The following is a 20,774-nucleotide window of genomic DNA, read 5'->3' as shown; positions in this document are numbered from 1 at the left end:
AAGACCCGCGACCCATGCGATCGATACACCTTCTGACTGGCGTTGCGCTACTCGGGCTCGCGGCAACCCCGCTTTCTGCGGAAACGCTGCGCGAGGCGCTGGTCAAGGCGTATAACACCAACCCGACGCTCGCCGCGCAGCGTGCAAATGTGCGCGCAAACGACGAAAACGTGCCGATCGCGCGGTCGCAGGCGCTTCCTGCCGTCACCTTGCAAAGCGCCTATACCGAAAACGTCGTCAAATCCTCGAACAGTTTCGTCTCGCCGGACCGCAGCGGCACGGCGAGCGCGACCTTGTCGGTCCCGCTTTATGCCGGTGGCGCGGTGCGCAACAGCGTGCGGGCTGCGCAAACCAGGGTCGAAGGCGGCCAGTTGAGCTTGCGCGGGACCGAGTCCGATTTGTTCACCACGGTTGTGGGGGCTTATATGGACGTGATCCGCGATGAAGCGATCGTCGGCCTCAATACCCAGAATGTGAAGGTGCTTGAGGTCAATTTGCAGGCCAGCCGCGATCGGTTCCAGGTCGGGGATCTGACACGTACCGACGTCGCCCAGTCCGAAGCGCGCCTTGCCATCGCCCGCGGGCAGCTCGAAACGGCGCAGGCTCGGCTGATTTCCAGCCGGGAAAGCTATATCCGCTATGTCGGCAGCGCGCCCGACGCGCTCGAGCCGCCACCGGCGCTCCCCAATCTTCCTGCGGATCCCGATGCTGCGGTGGACGTCGCGTTGAAGGACAATCCTACGCTGTTGGCGGCCGCCAAGGCCAGTCAGGCGGCGGGATATGACATAGGCGTGGCGCGCGCGAATCGTTTGCCCAAGGTCAGCGTCAACATCGGCGGCAATTATTACAATTATCTCGGATCGCTTGGTTCGGGAACTGGCGTCGCAATTGGCCAGACGGGCACGTCCTCGACGGTTGGTCTCGGGCTGACGATGCCGCTCTATCAGGGCGGGCGTCCATCGGCGCAGATCCGGCAGGCTCAGGATGCGCGCTTGCAGGCGATCGAGCGCGTTACCGAGACCGAGCGTGGCGTCATCTCGCAAGCGCGGTCGGCTTATGCCGTCTGGAAGTCCTCGCTCGAGGTGATCACGTCGAGCGAAGTGGCGGTCAACGCCAACAAATTGTCGCTGGAAGGCGTGCGCGCCGAAAACAGCGTCGGTAACCGTACCATTCTCGATATTCTGAATGCCGAACAGGAATTGCTGAACTCGCAGGTGACCTTGGTGACGGCGCGGCGCGATGCCTATGTGGCGGGCTTTGCGCTGCTGGCGGCGATGGGGCGGGCCGAGGCGCGCAATCTTGGGCTTGATGGCGGGCCGCTTTACGATCCGGTGGCGCATTATAAGAGCGTGCGCGGACGGATCTGGGACTTTTCGTCGGATCCCGATCCTGCGGTTACGGGCACGCGGACCAACGCGACTCGCCCGCAAGACGCCAAGGTCACCCGCCCGCTCGATCCGATTCTGGACGCGCCAGTTGACAGAAGTGCCCCAATTACCGCAGGTGAAGCAACGAAGAACCGCTAACCGGCGGATCGACGCACTTTTCAGGGGTTGTCGATGGGGGATTTGAGCGCGGAGCCATCGATGGAGGACATCCTCTCATCGATCAAGCGGATCATCGCGGAAGAGAATGACGCGGCCCCCGCGCGTGCCAAGCGACCGGCGCGTGCTTTGCCCGCGCGATCCGAGCCAACCCCTTTTAGTGACGATGAAATTCTCGAGCTGAGCCAGCCTGCGCCCGAGCTTGAACGCCGTCCCCAGCCCGAGAATAACCCGCAATCGGCGCGGATTGCCCGGGCCGTGGCAAGGGAGGATCTCGTGCCGGAGCCAGCCCCTGAACCCGTTCGCGCAGCTCCGCCTGTCGCCGCGAAAGCAGCGCCCGAGACGCCCGCGCCCGAGTCGATTGTTTCGCCGCGTACCGCCGAGGCATCGCGCGGGCCGCTGGATGTTCTGTCGCGGCTGGTGGTGAAGCCCGAGGTTAGCGGATCGGACACGCTGGAAGGCATGGTCCGCGAGATGCTGCGCCCGATGTTGCGCGACTGGCTCGATGCCAATCTGCCCGCGATCGTCGAGACGATGGTGGCCAAGGAAATCGACCGCATCACCGGCAAATAAGCCGCCCGCTGGTGATTGCAGCGACCGCATGGTTCTGCTGTAACCTGCGTTCATGAAAACACTGCTTGCTGCGACCGCTTTGACGGCCGCTTTCATTGCCGCGCCTGCGGTCGCCCGCCAACTCACGATCGACGATGTGTCCACGCTGTCGCGTGTCTCCGCTCCGGCTGTTTCGCCCGATGGGCATTGGCTGGTGTGGCAGCAACGCGAGACCGACCTGACCATCGATGGTGGTCGCTTCGATCTGTGGCGGCTCGACCTGACGCGCAAAGGGGCCGCCCCGGAAAAGCTGATCGCCGAGGCCGATGTCAACGAGACTGCGCCGCAATTCTCGCATGACGGCAAGACCGTGTATTTCCAGTCCGACAAAGGCGGCGAGGATGCGGTCTGGTCGATCGGCATTGCTGGCGGCGCGCCGCTGCAACTGACGCATTTCAAGGGCGGGATGGGCGGCTTCAAGGTCTCGCCGCAGGACGACAAGTTGCTGGTCTGGGCGGATCGCTTGCCGGGGGCGCCGAGTCTCGAACCGGCGATGGTCAAGAAGGATGCCAATGCCGGCAATGGCCGCGTTTATGATCAGATGTTCGTGCGGCATTGGGCGAGCTGGGCCGATGGCACGCGCTCGCAACTGTTCGTCCTGCCGCTGACCGCAGCGGGCGCGACCGGCAATGGCGTGCCGATCGAAGGCAAACTGGTTGGGGATGCCCCGTCCAAGCCGTTTGGTGGGGGCGAGGAAGTGTCGTGGAGCGCCGATGGCAAGACGGTGTATTTCGCGCTGCGCGAGGCGGGCCGGATCGAGCCGCTATCGACCAATCTCGATATTTTCGCAGCGCCTGCCGACGGATCGGCAGCGCCGGTCAATCTGACCGAGGCCAATCACGGCACGGACAATCTCCCGACCGCGTCGCCCGACGGCAAATATCTCGCCTGGTTCGCGATGAAGCGGGCGGGCTATGAGGCCGATCGGCAAGTGCTGATGCTGCGCGACCTGAAGAGCGGCGCGGTGCGCGCGCTGACCGAAGGCTGGGACCGCTCGGTCGCGTCGATCGCGTGGAGCCCCGACAGCACGACGATCTTCGTCACCGCCGAGGATACGCAGGAAACGCCGATCTGGTCGGTGTCGCCGGTGACCGGCACGGTCGCGCGGCTGACCGGGGCGGGGAGCGTGTCGGCGGTCGTACCGACGCCGACCGGGGTGGTGTATGCGATGAATTCGCTGACCGCGCCCGACGATTTTTACCGCCTGAGCGGCAAGAGCGCGGTGCGGCTGACCTCGGTCAACGCGGCCAAGCTGGCCGATGTCGAAATGCCCAGCGTCACCAGGTTCAGCTTCACCGGGGCCAATAACGATACGGTGTGGGGCTATGCGGTGAAGCCCGCGGGCAGCACGGGCAAGGTGCCGATCGCGTTCATGGTGCATGGCGGGCCGCAGGGGTCGAGCAACAATAGCTGGTCGTATCGCTGGAATCCGGCGGTGTTCGCAGGCGCGGGCTATGGCCTGGTCGCGGTCGATTTCCACGGCTCGACCGGATATGGGCAAGGCTTCACCGATGCGATCCGCAACAATTGGGGCGGCTGGCCGCTGGAGGATCTGAAAGCCGGGCTCAAGGCCGCGACCGACAAGTTTGCCTGGCTCGACGCGGACAATGCGTGCGCGCTGGGGGCCTCTTATGGCGGCTATATGATGAACTGGATCGAGGGCAATTGGCCCGATCGCTTCAAGTGCATCGTGCAGCATGACGGCGTGTTCGATGCCCGCGCCATGGCGTACGAAACCGAAGAACTTTGGTTCGACGAATGGGAACATGGCGGCCATCCATATTATGAGGACCCTACCGCGTTCGAGAAGTGGAATCCGGTCAACCATGTGACCGCGTGGAAGACGCCGCAGCTCGTCATCACCAGCGAAGGCGATTACCGCATTCCCTATACGCAGGGCATCGCTGCCTTCACCGCGCTCCAGCGGCGCGACATTCCCTCGCGGCTGGTGGTGTTCCCGGGCGGAAGCCACTGGGTGCTGAAGCCGCGCGAGAGCCGCCAATGGTATAAGCAGGTGCTCGGGTGGATGAACACATGGACCGCCCCCACTACGCCGCAACCCCCGATCGTCGGCGCATCCGGCCGCAAGGGAGGCTGACGCCTGCCTTAAGTATCCGGTCCTCGGACTTCCCGGGGGCCGGAACAGGCGCACGATCGTGCGCATGGGCAATGACGGTTAATCTTGCGGGGCGAGGACCGGCACTTCGGCGTGCTGCGCAGCGTGCGATTGCGGCGCAAGCACGTTTCGGTCGAGCACGTCCAGATAGGCCAGCAGGCCGTCTTCGGCCTCGGTAAAGCGGCCATTGCGATTGCTGGGTTGGCCAGCCGACGCCCCGCCTTTTTCGACGAACCGGCTGCCCCATTTGTCGGCAAGATGCAGAACGTCCTCGATCCGAAACGACGCGTCGTTCACCACAATCGAGGGGAAGGGCAAGCGATAGGCGGGCCCGCTGCGGATTGCTGCAGCCACGGCCACTTGGCTCATATCCGCTGCGAGCGGCGAATCGAACACGGCACCGCGCACCGACCGCAGATAGCTGCGCGGCGAAAGCTGTGCCCACCACGCGATGGCCAGACATGCGACCCCGCGCGCGAGGATGACGACAGGCGCATCACCGCGCGAAAAGGTCGCGTCGAGCTGCACCGCCCAGCGGCCATTGTGGAATTTCGACAGGTCTAGCTCGACCCGGGCGACGAGGCTCGAGGGCGGCGAATCCCCGCGTACCGATACCAGGATCGGCAGCGGAGTGTCGGTCAGCACGTCGGTAACAAAGACCATGACTGCTCTCCCATCAACTTTGGTGGTCGCTTGCGACTCGTCAGAGATCGAGTCGGATTTCGCTTCCACGCATCAAAGCTATTCCTACTACGGCACTAGGCAATAGAGCTGCGCCAGACCGTATGCCGGTTGCGCCAGATCGATAGTCTGTCCTGAAGTCCGGGCAATTGGACGCAGGGAAATCTATCGGGGCGCTAAGCTCGGCTACTTCCGCTCAAGCCGCTTTGTTGCTTTGCGGTGCCCGACAGTCGCGGTCGGGCCCGCCGCCTCTCCAATGCGCATTGGGTGGCGGAAGGGCTGTAGCGGTGGGGGCGACTATCGCGCGTCGGCGGCGGCGCGCAGCGAAGAGCCGACCACGGTAAAGAAGGCGCGGCTTTCCGGGGAGCGATCGACATCCCATTCGGGATGCCATTGCACCGCCAGCACTTCGGCCCCGCACGGCTGGGCGCGGATCGCCTCGATCAAGCCATCGTCGGCGGCGACCGCCTCCACCGACAGTCCTCCGCCGAGCCGGTCGATGCCCTGTTCGTGGACCGAGTTGACCGACATGCGCTGACGCCCGGTCGCGCAGGCGAGCAGGCCGCCATCGTTCAGCTCGACATCATGGCGATGGCCGAACAGCGTGTCGAAGCACCCGTCCCAGGATCCGCGATGATGCCGTCCCCGGCAGGAATCGGTCGACAGCGTGCCGCCGAACAGCACGTTGATCTCCTGCAAACCCCGACAAATGCCGAACACGGGTTTGCCCGCCTCGATCATCCGTCCAGCCAGAGCGAGCGCGACCTCGTCGCGTTCAGGGTCGATCTGTTGGCCTGCGGGGAGTGGGCCGCCGCCATAGCGCTCAGGCGCGACGTTGGAGCGCGATCCCGTCAACAATACGCCGTCGAGCAGGGTGGTGAGCACGGCAATATCGACGGCATCGCGCACGGCGGGCACCAGCATTACCGTGCTATCCGAAAAGCGCGCGAGCGGCGCGACAAAGCGGGTGGCGACGGTCTGCACCGGCCGCCCCAGTGTTTCGTTGCAGCACAGCACGCCGATGACGGGCCGTTTCGCCACCGTCATGCCGATTGCCCGAGCAGCGTGTCGCGCAGGTCCAGCCCCGCCTTGCGCTCCAGCCGCACCGCCTCGGGCTGCACCAGCACGCTGTCCTCCGGCACATCCGACAGCAACCAGACATTGCCGCCGATGGTCGATCGCGCACCGATCGTCACCCGGCCCAAAATGGTGGCACCGGCATAGACGACGACATCGTCGCCGATGATCGGGTGCCGCGCATGGCGGTGGCGCACGTCGTCGCGCGTCGCCCCGACCGGGCTGCGCGCGCCGAGCGTGACATGCTGATACAGCCGCACCCGCGCCCCGATGATCGCGGTTTCGCCGATCACCACACCGGTGCCGTGATCGATGAAAAAGCGCGCGCCGATCTGCGCGCCGGGATGGATATCGATGCCGGTGCGTTCGTTGGCGATTTCCGAGATCAGGCGCGCGACAATCGGGGCACCCAGATTGTTGAGCTCGTGCGCGATGCGGTGGTGCAGGCTGGCGATCGCACCGGGATAGCAGACGAGGATTTCGTCCACGCTGCGCGCCGCCGGATCGCCAAGGAAGGCGGCTTCGACATCGCTGTCGATCAACCGCCGAATGTCGCCCAGCGTCGCGGTGAACAGCCGCACGATGGTGGCGGCATGGTCGGCCTCAAACGCACCGGCTTCGCGCTGCCAATAACCGAGTTCATGGCCGATCTCACGCTCGAGATCGGTCAGCGCGGCGAGCAGTTTGGCGACGACGAAGGTGTCCTCCTCCGCCGCGACCCCGCGAAAATGGCCGAGCCGTCGCGGATACAGCGCGGCCGCAAGCAGCGACACGACGCGCTCCAGCGCGGTGCGCGACGGGAAACTTTCCACATCGCGCGACTCGTCCTGGCGTGAGCGCCATTCCTCCCGCGCGGCGCGCAAATCGGCGATCGCATCGCCGACGGTGCGCGGCGGGAGGGCCGACACGTCATGGTCGCGAGGGGTGTCGAGCGCGTAATCGGTCACAGGGCATCCTTTGCGAAGAGGATATCCTATCGATCCAATCGGAAATCATAGAAATGCTTCTGGCACAGCAAGCGCGGGTTTGTTCTCCTCGGCACCCGACGGCAGCCTCCACCACCGGCGTAGCGCTGCTACCAGCGCAACAAACGCGGGCCGATGAGCGCACCAAAAGCCGCAGCGGCGACCATGCCGAGCGTGTACCAGGTCAGCACGAACGCGGCACCCGTTTCATCGCAGCGAAAGCTGTAAAGCAGCGCGGCAAACCCGCCCGCGGCGAAGCCCGCCGCCGCGCCGGTCAGGCGTAGCTGCGTCGGCGCAAAGCGGCGGAATGCCCAGATGAGCGCGACCAGGATCGGCATCGCGAGCACCAGCACCCGCATCGAACATCGCCGCCAGCTATCCCCCAGCCACATTGCCAGCCAGTGCGACGGGGGAGCCGCAGCGAACTCGACCACCGCAACCAGGCCGAGCAAGCCAACGGGTATCAGGAGCAACCATAGCGAGCGGCTGCGCGTCGCCTCCGGTCGGGCGAGATGGTAGGTCGCGAACAAAGCGATCACCCCGCACGACAGCGTGTAGGCCCATTTCATCCAGACCGCGTAGCCGTGCATCGCGCTCGCCAAATCGTGGCGCACCCCAAGCCCGAACACGACCAGCATCGCCGTAGCCGCAGCACCCGCCGCCACCGCAACGGACAAGCGGCGTTCGACCGCATGCGGCGCAACCGGTGTAATGTTGGCGGAGAGCGAATCGATCAACTCGTCAGTGTTCATCACGAAAGTCCCAGCCGGGCGGCGAGCGATTTCAGCCCGCGGTGCACCGAAATCTTTACGTCGGAGTCGCTCATGGCGTGCCGGTCGGCCGCTTCGGCCACGCTGAGCCCGTCGACCTTGGTCTCGCGGATCGCGCGGGCCTGTTTTGACGGAAGCGTGTTGAGCAAGGAGTCGATGTCCATCCGCGCCGACACGGCCTCTTCAAAGCCCTCGGCGACAAGAATATCCTCCAATCCCTCTATCGGCACGGTAACGCGTCGCCGTCGGAAGTGGTCGACCATCTTGTAGCGCGCGACCGCATAGGCCCAGGCGGTGAAGGGGCGGCTGGTGTCGTAGGTTGCGCGCCGCGTGTGGATGGCCATCAATGTTTCCTGCACCAGATCCTCGACATCTTCCGCAGCGTCGCGAAGGCGGCGGCCAAAAAAAGCGCGGAGCAGCGGGGCCAGGATATCGAGCAAGTCCCGATACGCCCGCGCGTCCCCCATAAGGCCGCCGATCATCATCGCCCGCAGCTGGTCTTCACTCGCTCGCACGTGGGCTCCCAAGGGTCATTCGCGCCGTTCCGGTGATGGGTTACAGCCAACCCACCGAATGGCGAGCGGTTTCTTGTCGTGGCGGGTTCGCCGCTTTGAAGGAGCGACGCCAATCGAACCGCTTCTGTAACCATTTCCGACGGGGCCACGAAATAGCGGTTCGGAGGATCTGATGAACGAACCCGAATTTCATACAATGCTGACGACACTCAGCGTCGCGGTGCAGAGCTTTCGTGACGTGACGTTGCGGCATGGCCATGCGCTGGCGGGCCATCGCAGCGATGGCATCGAAGTGCAGTACGTTCTTGCCGGGACACTGCGGCTGACGATCCCGCGTCAGGCCGATCGGTTGTGCGGGCAGGGGACGCTGCTGTTGCTGCCGCCGGGTCTGGAGCGCGTGATTACCCCGGCCGAAGGCGCGGACGGTGATCGCCTTGGTCCGGAGCTTCGGACTGCAATGGGGGTGCTGACCGCGCGCGTTAGTGGCACCTTCGATTTGCTGGGCTCGGTGAGCGATCCCATCGTTTCGGTCCTCCCCGAACCGCTGTTGATCCAGCAAATGTGTGGCCTGATGATTGGTGAGGCGGCGGCACCGGGGCAGGGATCCCGCGCTTTGGTCGATGCGCTGATGAAAGTGTGCATCGTCATGGCGCTGCGCGACGCGGTTGGGCGGGCTGAGGGCGATGCCGGCCTGTTCGGCGCGCTGCGCGACCCGCGTCTCGGCAAGGCGATCGTGGCGGTGATCGAAAATCCGGCGGCCCCGCATACCGTGTCCAGCCTGGCATCTGCCGCCTCGATGAGTCGCTCGGCCTTCGCGCGCGAATTTGCCGCGAAGCTGGCAATGACGCCGATGGCGTTTGTCGCCCGCGCCCGGCTGCAACAGGGGGCCGACTTGCTCAACGGCACGCGGCTGCCGGTCAAGATGATCGCGTCCAATATCGGTTTTGCCAGTCGCAGTCATTTCAGTCGGGCGTTTTCGGCCGCTTATGGAGCCGATCCCAGCAGCTTTCGCCGGATGAGTGCGGCGGTGGCTCCCTTTCCATCCTATTCCAACGCAGGAGATCGATCATGAATCGCGGTTCTACTCGGCTTGTTCTTAAGGTCGGGCTGGCGAGTGCGCTCGCTGCCACGCTGGCGTCTTGGGGGACGCTTCTTCCCGCAAGCGCGACCGCTGCCAACCCCGCCGGCCCAACCGTGGTTGAGCTGTTCGAAAGCCAAGGCTGTTCGAGCTGCCCCCCGGCCAATGCCAACGTCAATGCGATTGCCGATCGCCCGGACATCCTCGCGCTCAATTTCGCGGTGACCTATTGGGATCAACTGGGCTGGAAGGATACGTTCGCGCAACCCGCGTTCACGGCGCGGCAATGGGATTATGCGCATGCCGCCGGGCGCGGCCAAGTGGCGACGCCGCAAGTGATTATCGATGGGCACGACACCGTCGTCGGCAATGATGCACAGCAGCTGGCAGCGGCCATCCGGGCCAGCCACCGCGCCGCATCGGCCCCTGCCATTGCGCGCAGCGCAGGCGGCGTGACGGTGGCGGCAGGCAGCGTGGCGACCCCAGCGACCGTCTGGCTGGTACGCTACGACCCGCGCACGCACTTGGTGCCGATCCGCGCTGGCGAAAATGGCGGGCGCACCTTGCCCCATCGCAACGTCGTGCGCTCGCTCGTCGCGATCGGCACCTGGACCGGGCGGGCACAATCCTATCGCATTGCGCAGCCTGCCCCGGCCGACCTGCGAGAGGCGATCCTTGTTCAAGCGGGCAAGGGCGGCCGTATTCTGGCGGCGCAGCGGCTATAGCCGGGCGTTACTCCCGGACCGGCGATCGACGTGCGTTCGCGCAGGGGCCCCTGACAGCGCATCGACGATCGCCGTCCGCATCGGCTTGGCGGTAAAGGCGCGGTCATACGGGCAGGGTCGGCGGAGGGCCTTGTCCGGACGAGGCTCGAACCCCTCGATCCAGCTGTACCGGTCGGTCATGCCCCACACCAGAATATCGCCCAGTTGCGGATAGTCCAGCATCACGTCGAGATAGGCGCGCGTGAAATCGGCCACAGCGCGGTCGCGCGGCGACGGGTCGGCGGGCAGGGCGTTGTCCCGCACGTCGAGTTCGGTGATGACGAGGCGATAGCCCATTGCGGTCACCGCATCGAGGAAGCGCGACCAATCGGGCTGCAACTGGCCAACGATGCGCGCCGTGTCCGGTCCCTGCGTTATGATATGGGATTGTACCCCCAGCGCATCGACCGGCACGCCGCGCGCCCGGAACCCTTCGAGCAGCCGCAAAACGCCCGCGCGATGGGCCGCATTGCCCGGCTCCCAGCTCATATAGTCATTGTAGACCAATTGGGCATGGGGCGCGCTGGCGCGCGCGGTGTGGAAGGCGTGGTCGAGCGTCGCGGTCGCACCGCCCATCGCACGTGACAAAGCCGTTTCGTACAGGGTGCCGTCTGCCGGGTTCACCGCTTCGTTGACCACATCATAGCTCTCGATGCGAGTGCCGTATCGCGTGCAGACCGTATCGATGTGCTGCGAGAGCAGGCGCGCGGCCTCCGACGCGGGGCGGGTGCCGAAATTATAGCTTTCTTCCCAACGCGGCATCCATTTCGGTTGATGCCACAGGAGATTGTGGCCGCGTACGGCAAAGCCCTTGGTCTGCGCATAGGCCATCATCGCGTCGAACCGATCGAAGTCGAAGCGGTCTGGCGTCGGGCGCAGCGCCTGCCATTTCATTTCATTTTCGGCAACGAGAATGGCGCATTCGGCTTCGAGCAGTGCGGCATAAGACGGGTTGGCGAACGTGCCGCCATCGTGTCCGGGCGGCCCCCAGGCGAAGGCCGATCCGAAACGCCGCCCCGTGCGCGCCGCCGCTGCCGCGAGGGATCCGGGGGCCACCGTTCGTGTGGCAGAGGCGGAGGCGGGTAGCGCCAGTCCGGCAAGACCGAGCCCGGCGAGCGCGAGTGTTTCACGGCGGGTGAGGGGCCGGGTCATGCGTGCGTGACCGTTCGAATCATTGCCCGTCTCCTGAAGTTTCGTGGCACGCAGCGCGACGTATTTCCCGCCACACGATCAGCGGTTCCAAGCGTAAGGCCCGATGATCGTGCCCACAAAGCCCCCGGCGCGCTTGGTGCTGAGGAAGCTGTCGTCGAGCCCGGCCTTCAGCGTTTGCTGCTTGCCCCCCACGCGATAGTCGAACGCCATCGTGCCGCCGTTTGCGCGGATGGTCAGCGTCACGGGCCCTGCTGTCGTTATGGGGGCGGCGGCGACGAGCGTGTCGGCATCCGCATTGTCGCGCGTGTAGAGCGCGATCATCGCCTTGCCCGCGATGCGGGTGATGCCGAATACCAGATACGAGCGATCATTTTGCACCGCTGCAAGCCCGGCCCCTTCGCCATCGCTGCCCGGGGAATAGCGCAGCGTGGTCGACACGGTTGCAATAGGATGCTGCTGCCGTCGCCCGATAAAGGCGGGTGCGCCCGAAATATCGCCCAGCGCGGCACCGCGCTCGAGGACCAGTGCGCTGCGGTCCAGTCGATAGACCGGATGTTTGGGCGTGCGTATGCCGACCCATTGCGGGCCGAGGCGCGGTCCCTTGAACGTCTCTACATAGCCAAAGTCGCCGCTGAGCGGCAGCGCCGGTGCCGGTTGCCTGGGCAGCTTGGGGCGCTGCGCGACGAACGGGATCGCCGTTCCGGCGGGCAAGATCTGTGGCCAGCCGTCGCGCCAGGTGACAGGGAGCAGAAAGGTCTCGCGCCCGATATTGTAGAGCCCGTCTTTATAGGGACGCGTCGCGAGGAAGGTCGCCCACCAGTCTCCATTCTGCGTCTGGACAAACTTTGCATGGCCCGCCGATGTTACCGGATTGGCGCGGTTGGGGTCGAGTGTGCGCTGGGTGAGAATCGGATTGCCCGGATAGGGCACATAGGGACCGTCAACCGAATCGGCGCGGAATACGACCTCAGAATGGTTGTCGCTCGTCCCGCCCTCGGCGGCGATCAGGTAGTAGCGACCGTCGCGTTTCAGCAGGTGTGGGCCTTCGATCCAAATGGGCATTTTGGACAGGTCGACCCCGCCATTGACGATCTGTGTTCGCGGCCCGACGAGCTTCAGTGTCCGCCAGTCGAACGCCTGCATCCAGATCGCGCGATGGCCCTCGTAGCGCGGCGGTTCGTTGGGAGGGCCGTTATTGACGATATACGCCGTGTCACCGTCCCAGAAGATCGACGGATCGATCCCTTCGAAGGGCAGCCACACCGGGTTCGACCACGGACCCGCCGGGTTTTTCGCGGTGATGACGAAATTGCCGCCACATTGCACACATGTATTGACGATGTAGAAGATGCCATCGTGGTAGGAGATGTCGGGCGCGAACACGCTTTGCGAAACCGTGCGCCCGGTAAAATCGAGTTGCTCGGGCCGATCGATCGCATTGCCGATCTGCGTCCAGCTGACCAGATCTTTCGATCGGAAGATCGGCAGCCCCGGGAAGTGCGAGAAGGACGAGTTGACCAGAAAATACTCGTCGCCGACGCGCGTTACGGACGGATCGGGATAGTATCCCGACAGGATCGGGTTGCTATAGGTGTCTGCCCTGTGCGCGACTCGCTCCTCTGACCGTCCCTGATAGCTAAAATCTTGGAATCGCGCGGGGTCGGCATTGGCGGCACCGGCCCATGCGAGCAGCAGCGCAGCGATCGGTCCTTGGCACCGCATGGACGATCGCTGCTTCACTCGACTCTCCCGGCTTAGGCGGGCGATGCTCGGGCATCGCTACCGACTTGCGTGTTGGCCGGACCATACATCAAAGAACAACTCAGACAATTAGCTGCCGCGTGTTTTTCCCTTCAAAGCCGAAAGGGCGACGAGACGCACCCGTTCAGGCGGCGGCGATCTCGCGCAACGCCTGCTCGAACGCTTCGGGAGGCTGTCCGCCCGAAATGAGGTACTGATCGTTGATGACGATCGCGGGGACCGAATGGATTCCGCGCGAGAGCCAGAGTTGCTCGGCGGCGCGCACTTCCTGTGCATACAGATCGCTTGCAAGGATTTCCGCCGCGCGCGCGGGATCCAGCCCAACCTTCTCGGCCACGGCGGCCAGCACCGCCGGATCGGACGGATCCTGCTGATCGGTGAAATAGGCCTGGAAGAGCGCGCGTTTCAACGCGGCTTGTTTGCCCTCAAGGTCTGCCCAGTGGAGCAGCCGATGCGCGTCGAACGTGTTATAGATCCGGCTGGTGTCGCTCATCTGCATCGTAAAGCCGAGATCGGCGGCACGCTGCCGGATCATCGCGCGGTTGGCGGCCGATTGTTCGGGCGTCGCGCCATATTTTTCACCGATATGCTCGCCGATATTCTGGCCCTCTTTGCCCATTTGCGGGTTGAGCTCGAACGGCTGGAAAGTGATGTCGGCATCGATCAGATCGCCCGTCCGCGCGAGCGCTTCCTCCAGCCCGCGCAGGCCGATGATGCACCACGGGCAGGAAACGTCGGAAACGAAATCGATCTTCATCGGCTTGGACATGCGGCACCCTCTGCAGCTGGAGTGTTGTGAGGATGCGATGTGGGGTGCGCCCTTCGAAAATACACCGGGCACACCCCTTGTTATCAATTATATTGCGCACAATATAAAAAGCCCACACGAACCCTTTTTTTGAGGAGACGACCATGAGCACGCTTTACAGCACGAAGGTAACTGCCATTGGCGGCCGGAGCGGCACCATCCGCAGCGAAGACGGCCTGCTTGACCTGCAACTCGCCCTCCCGACCTCGCTCGGTGGCAAGGGTGGCGCGACCAACCCCGAGCAATTGTTTGCGGCAGGCTATGCCGCCTGTTTCGAAAATGCCGTGATCCACGTCACGCGTGGCAAGGCCGAAAAGGTCAAGGATGACGACATCGTCGTGATTGCCGAGGTTGGCTTGTCGCCCAACGCATCGGGCGGGTTCGTGCTGTCGGTCGCGCTTGATGTGACGATCACCGGGCTCGACCAGGCCAGCGCCGAGGCGATCGTCGCGGCGGCCCACGCCGTCTGCCCCTATTCGAACGCGGTAAAGGGGAATATCGACGTCAAGATCACCGTTACCACCAAGTGACGGAGGCGGAGGCGGCAATGGGCGAAGACGATGATTTCCTGCGGTTAGACCTGCAGGTGTGCTTCCCGCTCTATGCCGCCTCCAACCTGTTCAGCCGACTTTATCGTCCGGTGCTGGCCAAGCTCGGGCTGACCTATCCGCAATATCTGGTGATGCTGGTCTTGTGGGAGCAGGCTCCGCAAAGCGTCGGCGCGCTGGGCGAGCGGCTGCATCTCGACAGCGGGACGTTGACGCCCTTGCTCAAGCGGATGGAGGGGGCGGGGCTGGTGACCCGGCAGCGCGACGCGGCCGATGAACGGCGCGTTCTGATTGCCCTGACCGAGCAAGGCATGGCGCTGCGCCAGCAAGCGCGCGACGTGCCGCAAACCCTGGCGAGCGGCCTTTCTTTGTCGCCTGATGAACTGATCGAATTGCGCGCGAGCGTACAGCATCTGGTCGCGGTGCTCGCGTCGGCTGAGGCGACCGTATCGCCCAGTTGATATTGCGTACCGCGCCGCGCCGTCGCAGGACAGCGCAATGCGCACCACGTCCTCCACCGCCACCGTGCGGCTCTATTATCTCGACGAAAACGACGCGGTTGCGCAGACCTTGTTCTACGGCCCGCTATCGGAGGCGATGCTGCTCGCCAGCCAACAGCCCGAAGAGGTGCAGGCGGGTCTGTGGCTGGCGACCGATAATGATGTGGTGGCGTTCCTCGACATCAGCGACGGCTGACGGCCAGGGGGCTGGACCGGGACCGGGGGACGCGCCGCCCAAGCGACCGCCGCCCCGGCACCGCACGCGTTACCAGCTCAGGCCGATCCGCGCATAGACATAGCGGCCGTTGAAGCCGAACGGCGAGTAATATGGGAATGCCACCAGCCCGGTGCTGTTGAGCGTGGTCCCGACCGATGAGGTGAGCTTCACATAATCGGGATAGGTGTCGAGCAGGTTGTTCGCCCCGACCGCGACGTTGACGTTCTTCACCAGTTGATAGCGCGCCTCGAGATCGAAGATCGTGTGACGCCCGCTGTGAATGTCATTCGCCGCCAATCCGTTGCCGCTGCTCGGCTGGGTCACGTCGCCATAATAAGACGCGCGCCCGGTCACGCCGATCTTGTCGAGCGACCAATCGACCGTGCCGACCACCTTTTCGCGCGGCGTGCCCTGTTCGAACGAGATGATGCGCTGGCGCGTGAACAGCGCCTGCGTCGAACTGGTCGAAACGCCGTTGACGAGCGCGGTGATGGTGGTGTTGCCGGGGAAGCTGGTCACCTTGATGTCGTTGAAATTGGCGGCGGCGGTCAGATCGAAGGTGCCCGCCGCAGGCGTCGCCTTGCGATAATGCGCGACGATGTCGATGCCCTTGGTCGTCGAACGAATGCCATTGAGCAGGAAGCGCCCGGCCGAGACGTTAAACGGCGCAAGCAAGGCCGCAACGACCGTGCCGCTCAGATTTTCCGACAGCGCAATCTGGTCGCGCTGCTTGATCTGATAGGCGTCGACCGAGAGATCAAACCCGCCCGAACGCAGCACGAACCCCGCCGACAGGTTGCGCGATTTCTCGGCGCGCAGCGGTTGTCCGCCAAGTGCGACGCCGACCGCGCTGGTCGAGGGGAACAGGCCGGTTTCCACCACCGCGCCACCGGTGCCCAGCACCGAGGCGGTCGAGGTGAAATATTGTTGCTGCAGCGACGGCGCGCGGAATCCGGTCGAGGCGGTGCCGCGAATGGCGAACCAGGGCGCGAAGTCATAGCGCGCGCTCAGCTTGCCCGTCGCGGTTTCGCCAAAGTCCGAATAACTCTCCCCGCGCACCGCCGCGCCGAGTGTCAATTTGTCGGTCGGCTTGGCTTCGAGGTCGAGATAGCCCGAGACGTTGTCGCGATGCTTGTCGATCACGTTGGACGGCTGGAAGCCGGGAAAGCCCTGCGCACCGCCGCCGAGCGCGGACGCCGCACCGGGCGCGCGATTGTAAGATGTCGGCTCGCCAGCGCCGATCTGGAAGCTCTCGCGGCGATATTCCACGCCCCAGGCAATGTTGATCGTGCCTTCGCCGAGCGGCTGCTCGCGCGAGACGTCGATCCCGCCGACCAGCTGATCATAGGTCAGTTTGCCGTCGTAAAAATTCTTCTGTGAAGCTGCGCCATAAGTGGCGTTGCCCGAATTGCGCGTGTTGAAGTTGAGCTGGTTGCGCCCGTACGACACGTTGAAATCGACCTTCCAGCCCGACAATTCCCCGCGAATGCCCGCCGTCTCGGTCAGATCGTTCGATTCGACCGCGATCAGCGGGGTGAAGCCATCGGGATAGAGGCTGGCCAGTGCGGCGGCATTGGCGTTGTTGTCGGTGCCGCCGTTGATGCGCGGGGTCGCCGCGCTGGTGCTGTTGCGATGCTGGTAGCCACCAAAGCCATACAGCGTCCAACCCGTGTCGCCGAGCGGGGCCGCGGCATTCACATAGCCGGTATATTGCTCGACCGCAGGATCCCCGAAGCGCGAGCGTACCGTCAGCGGCGTCTTGCGCGGATCGAAATCGCCCCGGCTGGTCGCGCCGCGGTTGAGATATTCGCCGGAAATGGTGAGGAAACCGTCCTCGCCGAGGGCAATGCCCTGCCATCCCGACGCGGTCACGGTCTTGCCGTCATGCTCGCTGCGCGTGCCGCGCGCGGTGGTCACGTCGGTGATATATTGGCCGTAGGTCACCGAAGCCCCGCCGCCCGTGCGCGCTTCGCGCAGCCGCAAATTGACGACGCCCGCGATCGCGTCCGACCCATATTGCGCGGCCGCCCCGTCGCGCAGCACTTCGATCCGGTCGAGCGCCACCGAGGGGATCGTGTTCAAATCGACAGACGCGGAGCCGCGCCCGACCGAACCGTTGGTGTTGAGCAGCGCCGAAGTATGCGCCCGCACGCCGTTGATGAGAACGAGCGTCTGGTCCGGCGACAGGCCGCGCAGCGTGGCGGGGCGGATCGAATCGGTGCCATCCACCGCAGAGGAGCGCGGAAAATCGATCGACGGAACGATCGCGGCGAGCGAGGCGGCGAGTTCGGTCGTGCCCTGATGCTGCAGGTTGGCGGCGCTCAGCACGTCGATCGGCGCGATGCTGTTCAACCGCGACCGGCCGGTGGTGCGCGTGCCGGTGACGACGATGTCCTGGTTCGCGGCCGCGTCCGGGGCGGTCGCTTCGGGCGCATTGGCGGGAACGCCTTGCGCGCTGGCGGCTGCCGCGTAGCTCAGCGCCAGCGCGGAGACAGCGACGGCGAGGGTCGGGCGGAGGTTGGTCATGGTAAGGTCCCTTTGCGAAATCACGTTTTTGTCGTTGGTGGCCGGAACAGCCGAGGCCTGGCGCAGCAGGCGCGGGCGCGCCCTTAGGGCGGCAGCAAAATCCAGCGCTGGATTTTGGGAAAACGTCCGGCTGCGACAGGGGTGAACGATCGAACGACGTGATGCTTCATGCAGATAAAATGTCCGTGCGGCCCCCGAAGCGGCATTGCACTGAAATTCCTCTGTACTGACCGGGATTACAATGTGGCCAAACCCTTAGCGCGGCCAAGAATAGCTTCTGGCCTGCCATAAGCGTGTGGGCGGCAGGGGGGGACTGGCGCGGCATAGCGGCGCGCCAGTCGCGAAGCTGTAAATCCGGGAGCACGCCTGCACGGACGAGCCTGTTTGCTCGCCACTGCTGGAGCGTGCTCCCGCTAGCTTAGACGGAGCAGGGTCAACCGGTCAGCGTTTGGACAATTTTATGTGAACACCGCCGACGCCGAGGTTGATCTGGATGCCGCGTTCGCGCGCATGAACATTCATGACGACACCATGTTCGTTGGACATGGTCGAACTCTCGCCACCAGCCTTGCCAAGCGATGCACCAATTGCAGCCCTGCCATAGGTTCCGGCAAAATCGGCTGGAGATTTCAAATGATAGACTTCCGCGACCCCGTGGACCTTATCGACCCCGACACCAACCGCTCCGAGACCGTCGATCTTGAAGGGATAGCTATGCCCTTTGAACTTCAGAACGCCGCGGCCCCAGGTGTAGCGAACCCCGACAGCAACCGTTTCGGTCGAAAAAACCGCGGTGGCATTCGGGCGATCCTGAGGGGGAGCCGCGATCGCAACGGTCGCTGCAACCATGCCGGCCGTGGCAAATACGGCGAGTGCCGAATATAATTTTTTCACGGGAATCTCCAGATGGGCAAGGACTGTCTGCCGATGCGAGCCCGTTGCTACGGGTGATCGCAGGCGGGCGTCAGCGTCGGGAAATACCTACGCGCAGCCGATCGGTAATCGTCGCCGTGCAGATCCTTCCTCAGCACATTCGATAAATAATGTGCACGGCCAAGTGGCTTTATCCCCACCATGGCGAATAAATCCGGTCTAGATTGAATATACTTTGGCCGAAAAATCTGGAAAAATTATTATAAATCGGTGCCTACGTATATTCCGATACTTTGTTGCTGGATCAATCGGTGGCAGAGAAATTTTACGGAGTACCGTAATTATAAGATCGTGAAATACCCGTTACTCATAAAATGAGAGCTGAGCCTCTCGGCGACAGAGATATACCGGCTGGCATTGCTCGCCAGATCCTTGTGCGCCGACCGTCCGTGCCGACCCCACCGACATTCTGGATGCAGATCCGGGATACGCAAACGCCCAGCGTCCGTGGCGCCTTCGACGATTGAGGATTGTATGTATGGACGCGTCTTTCAGGATTTTCTGCATCGCATCGGCCGTGGCGGGAGCGGGCACCGCAGGCGCTGCGATGGCGCAAGTCTCCGGGCCAGTCCCCGGGCAGGTTTCGCAATTGCCGTCGGCGCCGATCCCGCCCACGTCGGTTCCCGATCTTCGCGTCACCACGCCCGAGGTCGCGTCCGACCAGGGGCCGAAGGGCGTGCCCTTTTCGCTGCACGCGCTCCATGTCAGCGGGCAGACGCGCTTTAGCGAAGCGGACTTGGTCGCTGCCGCCGGTTTCACGCCCGACCGCATGCTGACCCTGTCCGATCTTCGGCAAATGGCGGCGCGCATCACGCGCTTTTACAATGTGCGCGGCTATATCGTCGCGCAGGCCTATGTGCCGGCACAGAAGATCACCGATGGGGCGGTGACGATCGCGGTGATCGAGGGCCATTATGGCGCGATCACGCTCAAGAATGACTCGCACCTGCGCGATGGCACCGCGGCGGACACGATCCGCGGGCTGAAGCGTGGCGATCTGGTCGCCGCCGCGCCGCTCGAGCGCCGGCTGCTGTTGCTGTCCGATCTGCCGGGCGTGCGCGTGCGTTCGACGCTCAGTCCGGGTGCGGACGTCGGCACGTCCGATCTGCTGGTCGATGTCACGCCAGGGCACCGGATCACCGGCGACGTGGAGGCAAGCAACGCGGGCAACCCCTATACCGGCCTGTATCAGGGCGGCGGCACGATCAATCTCAACGAGCCGCTTGGAATTGGCGATGTGGTGAGCCTGCGCGTGCTGACCTCGGGCGGCGGGCTGCAATATGGGCGTGTGTCCTACCAGGCGCAGGCGGGCAATCTGACGCTTGGCGCGGCTTACGCCTATTTCCACTACCGGCTCGGCAAGCAATTCGACGTGCTCGACGCGAACGGCAGCGAGCATATCGGCAGCTTCTATGCCGCCTATCCGCTGGTCCGCAGTTACGACAACAATCTGCAACTGCGCGGCCAATTCGATTACCGCGTGCTGCGCGACAATGTCGATGCGTTCGCGACGGTCAGCCAACGCCGCGCCGAAGTGGTGTCGATCGGGCTGACTGGCGATCATCATGATCGCTTCGGCGGTGGCGGCTGGGACAGCTATTCGCTGTATGTCAGCGGCGGCAATCTCGACATCCGCACGCCGCTCGTCCGTGCCACCGACGCGGCGACCGCGCGCACCAACGGCCATTTCGGCAAGCTGCGCTTCAGTGCGGATCGCTTGCAGACCGTCGCCGGACCTTTGTCCTTTTATGGCGGCGTACGCGGGCAAGTCGCGTTCAACAATCTCGACGTGACCGAGAAGATGGAGCTGGGCGGCGCTTATGGCGTGCGCGCTTATCCCGAAGGCGAGGTGTATGGCGACGAAGGCTATATCGCCACCGCCGAGGCACGCGTGATGCTGGATCCGATCAAGGGGCTGCCCGGTCGGCTGCAGGTCGCGGGGTTCTACGATTATGGCCAGGTCTGGCTGAACCACACGCCGTGGCAGGGTGGCGACAATCGCTTCACGCGCCAGGGTGTCGGCGCATCGCTCACCTGGCTGCGCAACGGCAGCTTCCTCGCGCGGGCCTCCTACGCCTTCCAGTTGGGCGACCGCGCGACCTCTTATGCGCCCAACGCGACCGGCCAGTTCCGGTTCGAAGTCATCAAATTCTTCGGATGATCGCGAAGACACGCGACCAGCGCTTAACGATCATCCTTCGGGAGCA

The 20,774-nt window shown here is 64.2% G+C and carries 19 protein-coding genes; 9 read left to right on the top strand and 10 right to left on the bottom strand.

From position 1 onward, the window contains the following. The first annotated feature begins 14 nt into the window (after positions 1–14). From H4W01_RS11110 to H4W01_RS11100, 3 genes are read left to right on the top strand one after another with little or no spacing between them, the layout of a single operon-like run. Positions 15–1,526 carry a TolC family outer membrane protein gene (locus tag H4W01_RS11110; protein WP_010403430.1) on the top strand — a complete coding sequence of 504 codons (1,512 nt, stop codon included), beginning with the start codon at positions 15–17 and terminating at the stop codon, positions 1,524–1,526. A gap of 33 nt (positions 1,527–1,559) precedes the next feature. Then, positions 1,560–2,117 (top strand): DUF2497 domain-containing protein, encoded by a 558-nt coding sequence (locus H4W01_RS11105; RefSeq protein ID WP_334685238.1) that lies wholly within the window; start codon positions 1,560–1,562, stop codon positions 2,115–2,117. Positions 2,118–2,169: 52 nt separating this feature from the next. Beyond that, positions 2,170–4,254, top strand: coding sequence for a S9 family peptidase (locus H4W01_RS11100; protein WP_209611027.1), 2,085 nt, complete (start codon positions 2,170–2,172; stop codon positions 4,252–4,254). A gap of 78 nt (positions 4,255–4,332) precedes the next feature. Here H4W01_RS11100 and H4W01_RS11095 read toward each other — a convergent pair whose 3' ends face one another. The 5 genes from H4W01_RS11095 to H4W01_RS11075 form a co-directional block, all read right to left on the bottom strand. Continuing rightward, complete coding sequence (locus H4W01_RS11095; RefSeq protein WP_209611026.1) at positions 4,333–4,935, bottom strand: alpha/beta hydrolase; 603 nt, start codon at positions 4,933–4,935, stop codon at positions 4,333–4,335. A gap of 315 nt (positions 4,936–5,250) precedes the next feature. After that, positions 5,251–6,000: a gamma-glutamyl-gamma-aminobutyrate hydrolase family protein gene (locus H4W01_RS11090; protein WP_209611025.1), complete on the bottom strand. Its 750-nt coding sequence runs from the start codon at positions 5,998–6,000 to the stop codon at positions 5,251–5,253. After that, a complete protein-coding gene (gene epsC / locus H4W01_RS11085) occupies positions 5,997–6,977 on the bottom strand; it encodes a serine O-acetyltransferase EpsC (protein ID WP_443024796.1) in 981 nt (326 codons plus the stop codon). Before epsC ends, H4W01_RS11090 begins: the two co-directional genes overlap by 4 nt. Positions 6,978–7,105: 128 nt before the next feature. Continuing rightward, positions 7,106–7,747 (bottom strand): DUF1109 domain-containing protein, encoded by a 642-nt coding sequence (locus tag H4W01_RS11080; protein WP_209611024.1) that lies wholly within the window; start codon positions 7,745–7,747, stop codon positions 7,106–7,108. Continuing rightward, on the bottom strand, positions 7,747–8,280 hold the full coding sequence (locus tag H4W01_RS11075) for a sigma-70 family RNA polymerase sigma factor (protein WP_209611023.1): 534 nt from the start codon (positions 8,278–8,280) through the stop codon (positions 7,747–7,749). The genes H4W01_RS11080 and H4W01_RS11075 overlap by 1 nt, the downstream gene beginning before the upstream one ends. 172 nt (positions 8,281–8,452) lie before the next feature. Between H4W01_RS11075 and H4W01_RS11070 the strand changes: the two genes are divergently transcribed. Together H4W01_RS11070 and H4W01_RS11065 are read left to right on the top strand one after the other, a co-directional pair. Beyond that, positions 8,453–9,352, top strand: a complete 900-nt coding sequence (locus H4W01_RS11070) for a helix-turn-helix domain-containing protein (protein ID WP_209611022.1) — start codon at positions 8,453–8,455, stop codon at positions 9,350–9,352. Continuing rightward, positions 9,349–10,083 (top strand): DUF1223 domain-containing protein, encoded by a 735-nt coding sequence (locus H4W01_RS11065; RefSeq protein WP_209611021.1) that lies wholly within the window; start codon positions 9,349–9,351, stop codon positions 10,081–10,083. Before H4W01_RS11070 ends, H4W01_RS11065 begins: the two co-directional genes overlap by 4 nt. Here the strand turns inward: H4W01_RS11065 and H4W01_RS11060 are convergent. The 3 genes from H4W01_RS11060 to H4W01_RS11050 form a co-directional block, all read right to left on the bottom strand. Next, entirely contained in the window at positions 10,078–11,274 is a 1,197-nt protein-coding gene (locus H4W01_RS11060) for an endo-1,4-beta-xylanase (RefSeq protein WP_209611020.1), read from the bottom strand. The two genes, H4W01_RS11065 and H4W01_RS11060, sit on opposite strands and share 6 nt — an antisense overlap. A gap of 78 nt (positions 11,275–11,352) precedes the next feature. Next, positions 11,353–12,996: a glycoside hydrolase family 43 protein gene (locus H4W01_RS11055; protein ID WP_209611019.1), complete on the bottom strand. Its 1,644-nt coding sequence runs from the start codon at positions 12,994–12,996 to the stop codon at positions 11,353–11,355. Between the two features lie 163 nt (positions 12,997–13,159). Next, positions 13,160–13,804, bottom strand: coding sequence for a DsbA family oxidoreductase (locus H4W01_RS11050; protein ID WP_209611018.1), 645 nt, complete (start codon positions 13,802–13,804; stop codon positions 13,160–13,162). 143 nt (positions 13,805–13,947) lie between these two features. Here H4W01_RS11050 and H4W01_RS11045 point away from each other — a divergent pair, with 143 nt between their 5' ends. From H4W01_RS11045 to H4W01_RS11035, 3 genes are read left to right on the top strand one after another with little or no spacing between them, the layout of a single operon-like run. Then, complete coding sequence (locus H4W01_RS11045) at positions 13,948–14,373, top strand: organic hydroperoxide resistance protein (protein ID WP_010403408.1); 426 nt, start codon at positions 13,948–13,950, stop codon at positions 14,371–14,373. A gap of 17 nt (positions 14,374–14,390) precedes the next feature. After that, positions 14,391–14,852, top strand: coding sequence for a MarR family winged helix-turn-helix transcriptional regulator (locus H4W01_RS11040; RefSeq protein ID WP_209611017.1), 462 nt, complete (start codon positions 14,391–14,393; stop codon positions 14,850–14,852). A gap of 37 nt (positions 14,853–14,889) precedes the next feature. Continuing rightward, positions 14,890–15,087 carry a hypothetical protein gene (locus tag H4W01_RS11035; protein ID WP_010403404.1) on the top strand — a complete coding sequence of 66 codons (198 nt, stop codon included), beginning with the start codon at positions 14,890–14,892 and terminating at the stop codon, positions 15,085–15,087. Positions 15,088–15,156: 69 nt separating this feature from the next. Here H4W01_RS11035 and H4W01_RS11030 read toward each other — a convergent pair whose 3' ends face one another. Then, a complete protein-coding gene (locus H4W01_RS11030) occupies positions 15,157–17,634 on the bottom strand; it encodes a TonB-dependent receptor plug domain-containing protein (protein ID WP_209611016.1) in 2,478 nt (825 codons plus the stop codon). Positions 17,635–18,075: 441 nt separating this feature from the next. Then, on the bottom strand, positions 18,076–18,528 hold the full coding sequence (locus H4W01_RS11025; RefSeq protein WP_209611015.1) for a hypothetical protein: 453 nt from the start codon (positions 18,526–18,528) through the stop codon (positions 18,076–18,078). A gap of 517 nt (positions 18,529–19,045) precedes the next feature. On the opposite strand from H4W01_RS11025, the gene H4W01_RS11020 reads away from it, so the two are divergent. Further along, complete coding sequence (locus H4W01_RS11020) at positions 19,046–20,728, top strand: ShlB/FhaC/HecB family hemolysin secretion/activation protein (RefSeq protein ID WP_209611014.1); 1,683 nt, start codon at positions 19,046–19,048, stop codon at positions 20,726–20,728. Positions 20,729–20,774: the final 46 nt, after the last annotated feature.

Origin of the sequence: Sphingomonas sp. PL20 (genome assembly GCF_017875905.1) — a bacterium.
GTDB lineage: Bacteria > Pseudomonadota > Alphaproteobacteria > Sphingomonadales > Sphingomonadaceae > Sphingomonas > Sphingomonas echinoides.
This window is presented reverse-complemented; position numbering and strand designations above follow the sequence as displayed.

What these genes read in the sequence shown, in the direction of transcription:
- H4W01_RS11110 (WP_010403430.1), top strand. Translation starts at nt 15, where the DNA reads ATGCGATCGATACACCTTCTGACTGGCGTTGCGCTACTCGGGCTCGCG.
- H4W01_RS11105 (WP_334685238.1), top strand. Translation starts at nt 1,560, where the DNA reads ATGGGGGATTTGAGCGCGGAGCCATCGATGGAGGACATCCTCTCATCG.
- H4W01_RS11100 (WP_209611027.1), top strand. Translation starts at nt 2,170, where the DNA reads ATGAAAACACTGCTTGCTGCGACCGCTTTGACGGCCGCTTTCATTGCC.
- H4W01_RS11095 (WP_209611026.1), bottom strand. Translation starts at nt 4,935, where the DNA reads ATGGTCTTTGTTACCGACGTGCTGACCGACACTCCGCTGCCGATCCTG.
- H4W01_RS11090 (WP_209611025.1), bottom strand. Translation starts at nt 6,000, where the DNA reads ATGACGGTGGCGAAACGGCCCGTCATCGGCGTGCTGTGCTGCAACGAA.
- H4W01_RS11080 (WP_209611024.1), bottom strand. Translation starts at nt 7,747, where the DNA reads ATGAACACTGACGAGTTGATCGATTCGCTCTCCGCCAACATTACACCG.
- H4W01_RS11070 (WP_209611022.1), top strand. Translation starts at nt 8,453, where the DNA reads ATGAACGAACCCGAATTTCATACAATGCTGACGACACTCAGCGTCGCG.
- H4W01_RS11065 (WP_209611021.1), top strand. Translation starts at nt 9,349, where the DNA reads ATGAATCGCGGTTCTACTCGGCTTGTTCTTAAGGTCGGGCTGGCGAGT.
- H4W01_RS11060 (WP_209611020.1), bottom strand. Translation starts at nt 11,274, where the DNA reads ATGACCCGGCCCCTCACCCGCCGTGAAACACTCGCGCTCGCCGGGCTC.
- H4W01_RS11055 (WP_209611019.1), bottom strand. Translation starts at nt 12,996, where the DNA reads ATGCGGTGCCAAGGACCGATCGCTGCGCTGCTGCTCGCATGGGCCGGT.
- H4W01_RS11050 (WP_209611018.1), bottom strand. Translation starts at nt 13,804, where the DNA reads ATGTCCAAGCCGATGAAGATCGATTTCGTTTCCGACGTTTCCTGCCCG.
- H4W01_RS11045 (WP_010403408.1), top strand. Translation starts at nt 13,948, where the DNA reads ATGAGCACGCTTTACAGCACGAAGGTAACTGCCATTGGCGGCCGGAGC.
- H4W01_RS11040 (WP_209611017.1), top strand. Translation starts at nt 14,391, where the DNA reads ATGGGCGAAGACGATGATTTCCTGCGGTTAGACCTGCAGGTGTGCTTC.
- H4W01_RS11035 (WP_010403404.1), top strand. Translation starts at nt 14,890, where the DNA reads ATGCGCACCACGTCCTCCACCGCCACCGTGCGGCTCTATTATCTCGAC.
- H4W01_RS11030 (WP_209611016.1), bottom strand. Translation starts at nt 17,634, where the DNA reads ATGACCAACCTCCGCCCGACCCTCGCCGTCGCTGTCTCCGCGCTGGCG.
- H4W01_RS11020 (WP_209611014.1), top strand. Translation starts at nt 19,046, where the DNA reads ATGGACGCGTCTTTCAGGATTTTCTGCATCGCATCGGCCGTGGCGGGA.